This window comes from Paraburkholderia xenovorans, assembly GCF_046030735.1.
GTDB lineage: Bacteria > Pseudomonadota > Gammaproteobacteria > Burkholderiales > Burkholderiaceae > Paraburkholderia > Paraburkholderia xenovorans_A.
The window spans coordinates 26028-38989 of sequence record NZ_JAQQBV010000023.1; the positions used below are offsets into that span (position 1 = coordinate 26028).

The 12962-nt window shown below is 63.2% G+C and carries 13 protein-coding genes; 6 read left to right on the top strand and 7 right to left on the bottom strand.

What is annotated here, in order from left to right; translation table 11 throughout:
- Nucleotides 1-43 precede the first annotated feature (43 nt).
- The 4 genes from argH to PQQ51_RS22030 all read left to right on the top strand — a co-directional run bounded on the left by argH (nt 44) and on the right by PQQ51_RS22030 (nt 4655).
- Nucleotides 44-1450 (top strand): argininosuccinate lyase, encoded by a 1407-nt coding sequence (argH, locus tag PQQ51_RS22015; RefSeq protein ID WP_408498936.1) that lies wholly within the window; start codon nt 44-46, stop codon nt 1448-1450.
- Between the two features lie 409 nt (nt 1451-1859).
- Nucleotides 1860-2411, top strand: coding sequence for an energy transducer TonB family protein (locus PQQ51_RS22020; RefSeq protein WP_408498937.1), 552 nt, complete (start codon nt 1860-1862; stop codon nt 2409-2411).
- A gap of 515 nt (nt 2412-2926) precedes the next feature.
- Nucleotides 2927-4234 (top strand): MFS transporter, encoded by a 1308-nt coding sequence (locus tag PQQ51_RS22025; protein ID WP_408498938.1) that lies wholly within the window; start codon nt 2927-2929, stop codon nt 4232-4234.
- A 241-nt stretch (nt 4235-4475) separates the two neighbouring features.
- Complete coding sequence (locus tag PQQ51_RS22030; protein WP_408498939.1) at nt 4476-4655, top strand: hypothetical protein; 180 nt, start codon at nt 4476-4478, stop codon at nt 4653-4655.
- Nucleotides 4656-4783: 128 nt separating this feature from the next.
- Here PQQ51_RS22030 and PQQ51_RS22035 read toward each other — a convergent pair whose 3' ends face one another.
- The 7 genes from PQQ51_RS22035 to map all read right to left on the bottom strand — a co-directional run bounded on the left by PQQ51_RS22035 (nt 4784) and on the right by map (nt 9927).
- Nucleotides 4784-4915 carry a hypothetical protein gene (locus tag PQQ51_RS22035; protein WP_255246783.1) on the bottom strand — a complete coding sequence of 44 codons (132 nt, stop codon included), beginning with the start codon at nt 4913-4915 and terminating at the stop codon, nt 4784-4786.
- A gap of 681 nt (nt 4916-5596) precedes the next feature.
- Nucleotides 5597-5908 carry a YXWGXW repeat-containing protein gene (locus tag PQQ51_RS22040; protein WP_408498940.1) on the bottom strand — a complete coding sequence of 104 codons (312 nt, stop codon included), beginning with the start codon at nt 5906-5908 and terminating at the stop codon, nt 5597-5599.
- Between the two features lie 269 nt (nt 5909-6177).
- Nucleotides 6178-6441, bottom strand: coding sequence for a cell division topological specificity factor MinE (gene minE, locus PQQ51_RS22045; RefSeq protein ID WP_408443294.1), 264 nt, complete (start codon nt 6439-6441; stop codon nt 6178-6180).
- 14 nt (nt 6442-6455) lie between these two features.
- Complete coding sequence (minD, locus tag PQQ51_RS22050; RefSeq protein ID WP_054035077.1) at nt 6456-7271, bottom strand: septum site-determining protein MinD; 816 nt, start codon at nt 7269-7271, stop codon at nt 6456-6458.
- Nucleotides 7272-7375: 104 nt separating this feature from the next.
- Nucleotides 7376-8242, bottom strand: coding sequence for a septum site-determining protein MinC (gene minC, locus PQQ51_RS22055; protein ID WP_408498942.1), 867 nt, complete (start codon nt 8240-8242; stop codon nt 7376-7378).
- 157 nt (nt 8243-8399) lie between these two features.
- Entirely contained in the window at nt 8400-8933 is a 534-nt protein-coding gene (locus tag PQQ51_RS22060; protein ID WP_408498943.1) for a GNAT family N-acetyltransferase, read from the bottom strand.
- Between the two features lie 208 nt (nt 8934-9141).
- Nucleotides 9142-9927 (bottom strand): type I methionyl aminopeptidase, encoded by a 786-nt coding sequence (gene map, locus PQQ51_RS22065; RefSeq protein ID WP_408498944.1) that lies wholly within the window; start codon nt 9925-9927, stop codon nt 9142-9144.
- A gap of 517 nt (nt 9928-10444) precedes the next feature.
- Here map and PQQ51_RS22070 point away from each other — a divergent pair.
- The gene (locus PQQ51_RS22070; protein ID WP_408498945.1) at nt 10445-11422 is read left to right on the top strand and encodes a ferritin-like domain-containing protein; all 978 of its coding nucleotides are present in this window, start codon (nt 10445-10447) and stop codon (nt 11420-11422) included.
- 159 nt (nt 11423-11581) lie between these two features.
- Nucleotides 11582-12886: an Nramp family divalent metal transporter gene (locus PQQ51_RS22075; RefSeq protein ID WP_408498946.1), complete on the top strand. Its 1305-nt coding sequence runs from the start codon at nt 11582-11584 to the stop codon at nt 12884-12886.
- The last annotated feature ends 76 nt before the right edge of the window (nt 12887-12962 follow it).

Consider the following 12962-nt stretch of genomic DNA (forward strand, 5'->3'; position numbering starts at 1 on the left):
CGTCCGCCTCTTCACCGCTTTCACCGCTCAACTGCCCAACACCATGACGTCCCAACTGCACAAAAAAGGCGAAGCCTGGTCGGCTCGCTTCTCGGAGCCGATGTCGGAGCTCGTCAAACGCTACACGTCGTCGGTTTTCTTCGACAAGCGTCTGGCGCTCGTCGATATCGAAGGGTCGCTCGCGCACGCTTCGATGCTGGCCGCGCAGAAGATCATCGCCGCCGACGACCTCGCCGCGATCCAACGCGGAATGGCGCAGATCAAGGGTGAAATCGAGCGTGGCGAATTCGAGTGGCAACTCGATCTGGAAGACGTACACCTGAACATCGAAGCGCGCCTCACCGCGCTGATCGGCGACGCCGGCAAGCGCCTGCACACGGGCCGCTCGCGCAACGACCAGGTCGCGACCGACATCCGCCTGTGGCTGCGCGGCGAGATCGACCGGATCGGCGGTCTGCTGAAGGATCTGCGCAGCGCGCTGATCGACATCGCGGAACAGAACGCGTCGACCATCATGCCGGGCTTCACGCACTTGCAGGTCGCGCAGCCGGTTACGTTCGGCCACCACCTGATGGCCTACGTCGAAATGTTTTCGCGCGACGCCGAGCGCATGGTCGACTGCCGCAAGCGCGTGAATCGTCTGCCGCTGGGCGCGGCCGCGCTCGCGGGCACCAGCTACCCGATCGACCGTCACGCGGTGGCGAAAACACTAGGCTTCGACGGCATCTGCGCGAACTCGCTGGATGCCGTGTCCGATCGCGACTTCGCGATCGAATTCACGGCAGCCTCGGCGCTGGTGATGACGCACGTGTCGCGCTTCTCGGAAGAACTGGTGCTGTGGATGAGCCCGCGCGTCGGCTTCATCGATCTGGCCGACCGTTTCTGCACCGGTTCGTCGATCATGCCGCAGAAGAAGAACCCGGACGTGCCCGAACTGGCGCGCGGCAAGACCGGCCGCGTGAACGGCCATCTGATGGCGTTGCTGACGCTGATGAAAGGCCAGCCGCTCGCGTACAACAAAGACAATCAGGAAGACAAGGAACCGCTGTTCGACACCGTCGATACGGTGGCGGACACGCTGCGCATCTTCGCTGAAATGGTCGCCGGTATTTCGGTGAAGCCGCAAGCGATGCGCGACGCCGCGCTGCAAGGCTTCTCCACCGCAACCGATCTGGCCGACTATCTGGTCAAGCGCGGGCTGCCGTTCCGCGACGCGCACGAAGCGGTCGCGCTGGCGGTGCGTATTTGCGCCGATCGCGGCTGCGACCTGGCGGATCTGACGCTGGAAGAAATGCGTAAGGAACTGCCGAACGTCGCGCATCTGATCGGCGAAGACGTGTTCTCGTATCTGACGCTCGAAGGGTCGGTGGCGAGCCGCAACCACGCGGGCGGTACGGCGCCGGAGCAGGTTCTGGCCGCGGTCGAGGCGGCGCGCGAAGCATTGAAGTAATACGCGCTGGCGATTCGGCGCGCGGTGAGCGCGCGTCGCAAAGACAAGGCGAATTCAGCGATGAATTCGCCTTTTTTGTTTTCGCGCGGCACGGCCGCGTAGGCCAGTTGAAAAGCGCGCAGGCAAAAGAAAGCCCGCGCGAAGCGGGCTAAATGAAAGACTTCCACCGATGCCTCACAGAGGAGGCGAACGAAGTGTAGGCGCGTTTGCGTCGCAAGGAAACACGCGCATATTTCGAGCGATTACAACGTAGTGGCCGAGCGCCTGGCGACGCAGCGGAACCCGCCGACGCGCCTGCAATGAGCGTCCCCATACTCGTCAATACCCGGTAATACACGGGCCAATGCCGATTGCAAGCCGGCGGTTTTTGACTACCATCAAGTCATACCTGTCCCCGTGATCCACGACGATGCTCACCCGCACACGTCACCTTCTTCGCCATCCGGCCGGACGCTTCGTCGCGTATGCGAGCGGCACTTCGTTGCGTGCGTGTGGTGCCAGTGCGGCCGCAGCAATCGCGCTGACATGGGGCCTTGCCATGACCGGCTGCACGATCACGCCGCCGCCGCGGTCGCTCGTCGCCACACCGGCGGCGGCCATCAACAGCGCGTCGCTCGACCAGTACCGCAGCGCGGTGGCCAAACGCATCATCGAGCGCAATCCGTCTTACGTGCTGCACGGCACACCGCAAGCGATGCTGCGTTCGCTGGTGGTGGTGTCGTTCACGGTGGATCGCAACGGCCAGGTGCTGGACTCGTCGGTCTATCGCACCAATGGCGACGACGAAGCCGAAAGCACCGCGCTCGCCACGCTGCGACGCGCGGCGCCGCTGCCGCAACCGCCCGGCAAACTGCTGAACGGCCGCGGCCAGCTCGAACTATTCGAAGACTGGCTGTTCAACGACAACGGCAAGTTCCAGCTAAGAGAGTTCGCTTCGCCGCAAGCGCAGACCATCGACTGAACGCGCTCGATGTCGCCGAAGCCGAAGCAAAGCTCGCAAAAACCGCATCGACCGACGCTGCACGCCCCCCTCCGCCTTGCTGCGCCGCCACGGCCCTCGTTATAATTTTCCGATTCCCTCCGCCGGAAGCTCCCGGCACGGCTCTCGCCGCCCGCTCACCCGTTGGCGCGGTGAAATGCCCGATTGCAGCGTCCGTGCGTCATCCACACGCGCAGCCTGCTTGATGCTCGATGTTTGACGGTTAGCCTACGACGCTGAACCGGCCGGTCGCACGCGTCACGCCTCTTGCTCATTGACCTGCTTATCGACTTGGTTCTTGCCCTGGTTCGGCCGCTTTCGCGTACGACCACCGCCTGCCGCCGTTGTAAGCTGTCGCAGCATTGCCCGCGCCACGCATGGTCTCGAAGGCCTGCGGGGCACCTGAAGCACCTGTACTTAAACGAGAATGCCGCCAGAGCCGCCGCTCATCCACGAAAGCACGGCACGCAATGGCATCACCACACCGGAGAATCTTAATGTCAACTTCGCCGATTTCCGCGGCCCCGCCCAATGCGGCCGGGCAGAACAGCAGTTCGCGGATCATCTTCGCGAGCTTCATCGGCACAGCGATCGAGTTCTACGATTTCTACGTCTATGCGACCGCCGCAGCGCTCGTCATCGGACCCGTGTTTTTCCCGCACGGCTCGGCTACCGCGCAAGCGTTGTCGGCCTTCGTCACATTCGGCATCGCGTTCGTCGCGCGGCCGATCGGCTCGTTCCTGTTCGGCCATTTCGGCGACCGGATCGGCCGCAAGTCGACGCTCGTCGCGTCGCTGCTGGTGATGGGCGTGTCCACCACGCTGATCGGCTTCGTGCCGGGCTATGACTCGATCGGCAGCCTCGCGCCGATCCTGCTGTGCATCTTGCGCTTCGGCCAGGGCATCGGCCTCGGCGGCGAATGGGGCGGCGCAGCGCTGCTCGCCACCGAAAACGCGCCGGCCGGCAAGCGCGGCTGGTTCGGGATGTTCCCGCAGCTCGGGCCGTCGGTCGGCTTCCTCGCGTCGAACGGTCTGTTCTTCGCGCTCGCGTTGTCGCTGTCCGACGAGCAGTTCCGCAGTTGGGGCTGGCGCGTGCCGTTCCTCGTCAGCGCGGTGCTGGTCGCGCTCGGTCTGTACGTGCGCCTGAAAATCGCCGAGACGCCGGCCTTCCGGGCTGCAATCGAACGCAAGGAGCGCGTGCGGGTGCCGATCGCCACGCTGTTCTCGCAGCACTGGCGCGCGACCGTGCTCGGCGCGCTGTCGATGGTGGTCTGCTACACGCTGTTCTACAACGCGACGACGTTCTCGCTGTCGTACGGCGTCTCGGTGCTGCACATTCCGCGTCCGACCTTCCTCGGGATGCTGTGCATCGCGGTGGTGTTCATGGCGCTCGCCACGCCGCTGTCCGCGTGGGCGAGCGACCGCTATGGCCGCAAGCCGGTGCTGATCGTCGGCATCCTTGCGGCGATCCTGTCGGGCTTCACGATGGCGCCGCTGCTCGGCAGCGGGCAGACGCCGCTCGTGCTGCTGTTCCTCGTGGTCGAACTGTTCCTGATGGGCGTGACCTTCGCGCCGATGGGCGCGCTGCTGCCGGAGCTGTTTCCGACCAACGTGCGCTATACCGGCGCGGGCGTCGCGTATAACCTGGGCGGGATTCTCGGCGCTTCGGTCGCGCCGTATATCGCGCAGGTGCTGGCCGCGCACGGCGGCTTGCCGTGGGTGGGCGCTTATGTGTCGATCGCCGCGGCCGTCAGCCTGATCGGCGTGCTGTGCATGCGCGAGACCCGCGATGCGCGTCTGATGTAACGAAGGAATGCTGTTGCCGATAGCCCCGGCCTCGGGATGACTCCCGGTGGCCTCAGATGGCTTGAGTGCTCAAAGGCTCGATGCCGCCCGGCGTGTTGTATGCGCCGCGGCGGTATCGGCCGAAAACCCCGCCTGACTCCCCCGCAGCATCCCCTCTGTTGAGTATTTTTCCTGCCTTGCAGGTCTTTTTGACTTGCCTATACTCGATTCACATAACCCTATGGCGAGCAGGGAGGCTCAGATGAACATTCATCTCCACAATGCGGACATCCTGATGATCATCGCGCTGGCGTTGCTGGGTTCATTGTTGCTTGCATTGCGCTTTCGTCCGGCGACATGGAAAGGCATCGTGGTCGAGGCGCTTGCCGCGAATGCGGCTGCGATCACCGCTGTGCTTGCGTTCGAAATGCTGCTGGCCTGACCGGTTGAGCAATCCCGCGTAAGGCCTGAACGAATGCGCCGATCAAGGCGGCTTCTACTGGCTGGCGGTCGCCGTTCGCATGATGCCGGCGAACGGCGCCGCACAAACCGCCTCGGCGCACCCCGCGCTTAACGGTAGTAGTAACCGTGATGGTAGTAGCCCCCGCCGTAGTAATAGCCCGGCGCCGGCGCGACGATACAGCCGCCGAGTGCGGTGGCGAGCAAGGTGCCGGCGATCAGAGTCAGGATCAAGCGTTTCATGTTGTTCTCCCTTCGAGTCAGATTCATTCGAGCCAAACCCCGAATGGCTAGATTGAACACGACGGCGACCCGCGCGGGCGTTGCTAGATGTAAGTGAAAATCACCAAGGTGTTACACCATTGCAGCGTGTAACCGGCACTCTCTTGTGGCAACCGCCACCCACTCACTTCAGATGAAAACACCGCCTATACTGGTTTGAACGTGTGTCGGCGATAGAAGCCCGGCCGGTGGCGGTTGTGCGTCGCAGCGCGCCATTCGGCAAGTGTCGCGACGGCAATTTCGACCACGTATTCGCGCGGTCGAAGTGAGTAAAAACTGCGCGTCGCCGATCCGGTGCTCAACGAAAAGCGACAGATTTAACAGCCGTGTAATGCGCGCGTTACACGAGTCGATTGCAATGATTCCTCTCCGCCCGCTGTTCCCCGACACGGGCGTTTTTCGGGGGCGTCCCGTGGCAGCGTCCGGTTCATGGATGGCTGCGCGGCGCGCCTCTTTTCTTTTGCTCAAACGTTTGCCGAAACCGCCTCGTGCGATGGCAACGGATCGCGCTCGCCGAGCGAATCGCGGCGCGTAAACGACAAACCGCCGGGTACGGTTCGATGAACCGTACCCGGCGGCACTTGCACAACGTTTGAAAGAGACTACGCTGCCGACAATCTCAGGTCGACATGGCTGCGCGACTCAAGCCCAGTGACCTTCGACCCAACGATAGTGCGGCCCGAACTGATCCCAGTGACCCGGCACCCAGTGGTAGCCGACGCGTTCGGCCTGCCAGTGTCCACGGACCCACACATATTGGCCGTGATCCCAGCGCCAGTGGCCGTGATCCCACACATAGCCGACGCGCGCGGCCGGCACCACTTCATAACGTACCGCCGGCGGCGCGGACGGCGCAACCACGACGATTTCAGCGGCCGAAGCCGACGCCATTGCGGAAGCACCCGCTGCGATCAGCACAGCGTTGGCAAGCAGCAGGCGAAAGGTCTTGTTCATGTTTTCCCTCTTTGGATGGACACCGCGTGCGGCGTTATCCGTTTAATGCGCGAGCGAGCGAATACGCTGACCGCCGTCGTGTAACGGCTTAGCCTGAAATGCTACGGATTATTTCGCGTGCCGCGCGCTTGAACAGAAAGGAGAGAAACGGGAGAGAAACAGAAGAAGCGAGAACGACGGAGAACCAGCAAGAACAACCGGACCCACCCAACCCCCACGCCCCACTTCGTCACGTCGACCCGACGCAACGAAGCAGAACGCGCACGACGTTACGCAGAACCCGCCTGCGGTATTTCGATCTTGACCTCGAGCACTTCGAGGTCGTCCTGACGCTCGAGACTCACGCGAATATCGTCATCGGAAATCTTCACGTACTTCGAGATCACGGCCACCAGTTCGCGTTGCAACGCAGGCAGATAATCGGCGGGAGCATGACCGCCGGCGCGCTCGTGCGCGATGATCAACTGCAAACGTTCCTTCGCTACCGACGCGGACTTCTTCTTCTCGCCCAGCAAAAACGAAAGAATCGACATGACGTGCGCCCCCCTTACTTGGTGCCGAAGAGGCGCTGCAGCAGGCCTGGCTTCTGGTAATCGGTAAAGCGAAGCGATTTTTGCTCGCCGAGGAAACGCGATACGACATCCTTATAGGCTTCGGCGACGTCCGTGCCGTCGAGGTGAACCGCCGGCAAGCCCTGGTTCGACGCATGCAGCACGGCTTCCGATTCCGGAATCACGCCAATCAGATCGATGCGCAGGATTTCCTGGATGTCGGTGAGCGACAGCATTTCACCTTCGCTGACGCGCTTCGGGTTGTAGCGCGTGATCAGCAGGTGCTCCTTGATCGGCTCCTTGCTTTCGATCGCGCGCTTGGTCTTCGACGACAGAATGCCGAGAATGCGATCCGAGTCGCGCACCGACGACACTTCCGGATTCGTCACGATCAACGCTTCGTCCGCGAAGTGCATGGCCAGCAGCGCGCCCGATTCGATACCCGCTGGCGAATCGCAGACGATGTATTCGAAGTCCATCGCGATCAGATCGTTGATGATCTTCTCGACGCCTTCGAGCGTCAGCGCGTCTTTGTCACGCGTTTGCGAGGCCGGCAGGATGAACAGGTTCTCGCACTTCTTGTCTTTGATCAGCGCCTGGTTCAGGTTGGCTTCGCCCTGGATCACGTTGATCAGGTCGTACACCACACGGCGCTCGCAGCCCATGATGAGGTCGAGGTTGCGCAGGCCGACGTCGAAATCGATCACGGCCGTCTTGCTGCCACGCAACGCGAGGGCCGATGCAAAACTCGCGCTCGTGGTCGTCTTGCCCACGCCACCCTTGCCCGAAGTCACCACAATGATTTTTGCCATTACCCTTACCTTGTGTTCGTCAATTTCATCAAATATGTGCGGCCGTTTTTGCCGTTCAAGCGCGCGTGTGCTGTACGTTCAGCGCCGCGCACGCCTCACGCAGATCAAGTGAGCCGCAACGGTTCGATCATCAGCTTTTCTTCTTCGAGCCAGATCTGCACCGGCTTGCCGAGTACGTCGGCAGGCAGCGGGTTCTCGGTCGTTCGATAGATGCCCGCGATCGAGATGAGTTCCGGCTCGAGACACGTGCAGAAAATGCGCGCGTCGTGATTGCCCTGCACGCCGGCCAATGCCCGGCCGCGCAGCGGCGCGTAAATATGGATGTTGCCTTCCGCGATCACTTCCGCGCCGTAGCTCACCAGACCGAGCACGACCAGATCGCCCTTTGCGTAGATGCGTTGGCCGGAGCGCAGCGGTTTGTCGACCACCATCGTTTGCGGCGAGGTGGCAAGACGCACGGGTTCGGCGGCGGGCGCGGGTTCGACCGCGGCTGCGGCCGACGTGCCGTTTTCTGCGGGCGAGTCGGCGTTCGCATCGGCGAACAGATCGGACGGCGGCGTGGCGGTGGCTGCGGTGGCCGCGGCGGCTGTGTTAGCCGACGGCGTCGCGGCCGGCGCATTCGCGGCGTCTTCTTCAGCGGATTTTGCGGCGCCACGGCGATCGCGCGCTTCGAGCAATGGCAGCGCCGATTCGGACGCCCAACCCTGCTGCGCATTGGCGACCACGCCGACCGGGCGCATACGCACGCTCTCGAGCAGTTGCGCGATATCCGCGAGCGGCACGCGCTCGCTGTCGGCGAGCCGGCGCACGTCGATTGCGACGACGTCGTTAGCGAAGAATTCGGGGGTCGCCTCGAAGCGCCGGGTCAGTTCGGCGCGCATGGCTTCGAGGTCGGTTGTCTTGACCACGAACAGGAGCGTGTCGACAGAGCCGCTGCGAAGTTCGAAAAAGGGCGATTTCTTGGGCGACATAGCGTTCGGCAAAAAATTTTGCGTATTTTACAGGCGTCGCAGCGTGCGGCGAGCTTTTTTGCCGGGATAACAAGCCGTCGCGGCCGATTCTTCGGCCGCGCACGCTGAAGCGACGACGAGGGAGGTGGAGCGGCAGGTTGCGGCGCCGCTCGGGAGATCACTGCTGGAACACTTGCGAAGTGGTCGGCACGTGGCGTATCAGCAGGCTTTCCGCCTGCTCGGGCGCACGCGCGACGCGGCGGTGCTCGCCGGTGGGACCGAAGCCGAGCGCCTCGTAGAAGCGCATCGCATTGCGGTTCGCGTCGGCAACCCACGCGTAGATTTCCATCGCGCCTTCGCCGGCGAGCCACGCGCTGGCAGTGTCCACCAGCAGCTCGCCGCCACGCAGATGACGCACGGCCGGCGCCACCCACAGTTCGCAGACGAATGCGCGGCGCGCTTCGCTGTCGTCGAAATGCGCTTCGATCAAGCCGGCCGGATGGCCCTCGGTGTACAGAATGAAGCTGGTGACGGTGACGGAGCCCGCGTGCTCGGCGGCGGTCGCGTCGAACGTGGCCGCCTCTGCGGACAATGCGTCCTCGAGCGTCGCGCCGAAGGCGTATGGCGCCTCCCGCAACGACGCGGTACGGAGTTCGCGAAAAACGGCGCCCTGGTCAGCGGCGATACGGCGAACGGTCAGTGACGGACTCATGCAGACGGAAACCCCTTGAAATCCTAAGGCGTAGCTTTAACCGAACCGGCGCGCGAGTCAAATCCTTATTGCAGGATCTGGTCGATGCATCGGTTCAGCATAGAGAAGCCGCGCGCCCATTGCGCAGCATTTCGCGCGCCCGCAGCCGTGAAAAACGGGCCACGCGCAAACGTGTGTCGCCGGCCTGCACGCGCGCGCATGCCAATGCTCAAGGCGCTTCGTAGTCGCCGGTGCCGTCCGGCCACGGCGTGAGCAGCTCGTAGCCGTCGTCGGTCACGGCGATCATGTGTTCCCATTGCGCCGACAGCGAACGGTCTTTCGTGACCACCGTCCAGCCGTCGCGCATCACCGCGGTGCTGGCGCGTCCTGCATTGATCATCGGCTCGATCGTGAAGACCATGCCCGGTTTCAGGCGCACGCCCTGCCCCGGCTGGCCGTAGTGCAGCACTTGCGGATCTTCGTGATAGACCTTGCCGATGCCGTGCCCGCAGTAGTCGCGCACGATCGAAAAGCCGTCGCGTTGCGCCACTTTCTGGATTGCATGGCCGACGTCGCCTAACGTGGCACCCGGCTTCACTTCGCGGATGCCGGCGAGCATCGCCTCATAGGTCGTGTCGATCAGTTGGCGCGCGACCGTGCTCGGCTGGCCGACCACGTACATGCGGCTCGTGTCGCCGAAATAGCCGTCTTTGATGATCGCGACGTCGATGTTGATGATGTCGCCGTCCTTCAGGATCTCGCTGCGATCCGGAATGCCGTGGCAGACCACCTGGTTGACCGACGTGCAAACCGTCTTCGGAAATCCCAGATAGCCGACATTTGCCGGAATCGACTTTTGCGTATTGACAATGTAGTCGTTGCACAGCTGGTCGAGTTCGCCGGTGGAGACACCCGCCTTGACGTGCTCGCCGATCATCGCCAGCACGTCGGCCGCGAGGCGGCCGGAGATGCGCAGCTTGGCGATGTCGTCGGGAGTCTTGTAGGTAATGGCCATGAATTCGGTCGAGGTGAGTCGAGTGTTATTGGGCCGCACATAGGCACTGCGCATGCGTGCGGCATGCAACGCGACAGCCGATGCACGCGCCGATGTGCGGAACCGGCTTCGTCGCGACGCCGCCTGAATCGAAGCGGTCGAGCGCGCCGTGCCGGCGAGCGATCGGGCAATTGTACAGATGATCGGCGCGGGGCCTCGGCAAACCGGGCCGAACGTGCAGATGGCACTCGCTCGTCATCGCGTGATTCCGGTCGATAAGTGCAGGTTCGTTCGACCGAACCAATGCTGCAAATGCACAACGAAATCTTTTACGCGCGTTGCATCTGGCGACGCGTTCGCACCGTAAAGGCCGTTGAGGACTCGCTTCTTCTCCCTCCAACATTGTGTTCTTCTCGGAAGAACGGGGGCCTCTTTGCGTCCGCGATTTGCGTTAGTGCATGGCGCGATCAACCTGTTATTTGCGTCCGTGCGTCGCGAGTCCGCGGCAATGCTAGCCAACCAGGTGAGGAGCACAGTCATGTCCGAATCGAGCAAGAAATCAGCAGACCTTATCGACGTATTCGATCGCCGGGTCGAACGACGCCTGCAACGCAGACAGTTTTTCCGCAACGCGGGCGGCCTGAGTCTGGGTCTCGTCGGCGGCACGCTGATCAGCGCGTGCGGCGGCGGATCGGGTTCGAGCCTGTCGGCCGCCACCGCGCCGACCGATGCCGAGATTCTCAACTTCGCGTTGAATCTGGAGTACCTCGAATCGCAGTTCTACACGTATGCGACGACCGGCGCGGGCCTCGCGGCGAGCATGACCGCCGGTGTCGGCACGATGGGCACGGTGATCCCCGGCCAGCAGGTGCCGTTTCAGGACCCCGTGGTGCAGGCCTACGCGAACGAGATCGCCAACGACGAACGTGAGCACGTCGCGTTCCTGCGCAGCGCGTTGGGGAGCGCCGCGGTCGCGATGCCGTCCATCGACATCGGCGGCACCAATCCTAATGGCGCGTTCTCGAACGCGGCACGAGCGGCGGGTCTGGTCGGCGCGGGCGTCGCGTTCAATCCGTACGCGAACGACAACAACTTCCTGCTCGGCGCATTCATCTTCGAAGACGTCGGCGTGACGGCTTATAAGGGCGCTTCGCCGTTGATCACCAACAAGACCTTCCTCGAAGCGGCGGCCGGCATTCTCGCGGCCGAGGCGTATCACGCGGGGCTGGTACGCACGGTGCTGTACTCGAAAGGCATCAACACGACGAGCCTCGTCACCGCGGCCAACGCGATCTCCGCCGCGCGCGACAGTCTCGACAACAACGGCCACGACGACCAGGGCATCACCGGCGCGACCGCCGGCACCTCGAACATCGTGCCGCTCGACAGCAACGGCCTCGCGTTCAGCCGCGGTTACGGCAACGTACTGAATATCGTGTACCTGACGAGTTCGGTCGCGACTAAAGGCGGTTTCTTCCCGAACGGCGTGAACGGTACGCTCAACATGAGCGCCTGAAGCACGTAACTTGCTGCACGAGCCGCACCGGCAGCGGGCCATCGCGACGACGATCGCGTCCCACCCGTTGGCCGGCCTTTGGACGGCCTCGAACGCTGGACGACGCACAGGAGCAGTCATGAACGAAGCGATGAGTCCGGCCGACGCACAGGAGCAGTCATGAACGAAGCGATGAGTCCGGCGGCCGTACCGCAGACCCTCACCGAGCAGACCTGTTTCGACGTCCGCGAAACACTCGCGGGACGGCGGCGCGGCTTGCGCGCGATGCTGCCGTTCGCCGGGCCGGCGGTGGTCGCGTCGATCGCGTACATGGACCCCGGCAATTTCGCGACCAACATTCAGGCGGGCGCCGGCTATGGCTATTCGCTGCTGTGGGTGGTGGCGGTCGCGAATGTCGTCGCGATGCTGTTTCAGTCGTTATCCGCCAAGCTCGGACTCGTGACCGGCAGCAATCTCGCCGAGCTGTGCCGCGCGACGCTGCCACGGCGCTGCGTGTACGCGATGTGGGGCATCAGCGAAATCGCAGCGATGGCCACCGATCTCGCGGAATTCGTCGGCGGCGCGATCGGCGTTTCGTTGCTCACGCATCTGCCGATGATGCCGAGCATGCTGATCACCGCGGCCGTCACGTATGGTTTGCTGCAGTTCGAAAAGCGCGGCTTCCGGCCGCTCGAACTGGCGATCGCGGCGCTGGTCGGCGTGATCGGGCTGTCGTATCTCGCCGAGTTGCTGATCGCGCCGGTGCATTGGCCGTCGGTGATCAGGCATACGTTCACGCCGAGCATGCCCGATAGCAATGCGCTGACGATTTCCGTCGGCATCATCGGTGCAACGGTGATGCCGCACGTGCTGTTCCTCCATTCGGGTCTCACGCAGAACCGCGTGAAGCCGCGCAACGAAGGCGAGCGCACGAAGCTGCTGCGGTTTTCGAACATCGAGGTGGTGGTTGCGCTCGGCGTCGCCGGGCTCATCAACATGGCGATGGTGATCATGGCGTCGAGCGCGTTTCATGCGGGCCACGCGGAAATCGCCAGCATCGAAACCGCGTGGCGCACGTTGACGCCGTTGCTCGGCAGCGCGGCAGCCGGGCTTTTTCTTGCGGCGTTGATCGCGTCCGGTGTGTCCAGTTCTGTCGTCGGGACGATGGCTGGGCAGATGATCATGCAAGGCTTCGTCGGTTTTCATATCCCCGTGTGGGCGCGCCGGCTGATTACGATGCTGCCGGCGTTCGTGGTGGTTGCGTGCGGCGTGGATGCCACGCGCGCACTGGTGTTGAGCCAGGTGGTGTTGAGCATCGCGTTGCCGGTGCCGATGATCGCGCTGGTGTGGTTCACGTCGCGCGCGGATTTGATGGGGCGTTATCGTAATCGCCGGTTGACGACGATTGCCGCGGTGGTCGGCACGGTCACGGTGCTGGCGCTCAATCTGGTTTTGCTGCTGCAAATTTCGGGGGTTTCGTTGTAGCAGCCACCGTTCGGCCCAAGCTGATGGGCAAACGATTGCATCCGCTCGTGGCGTCGGCGCGTACATTGTTCGGACG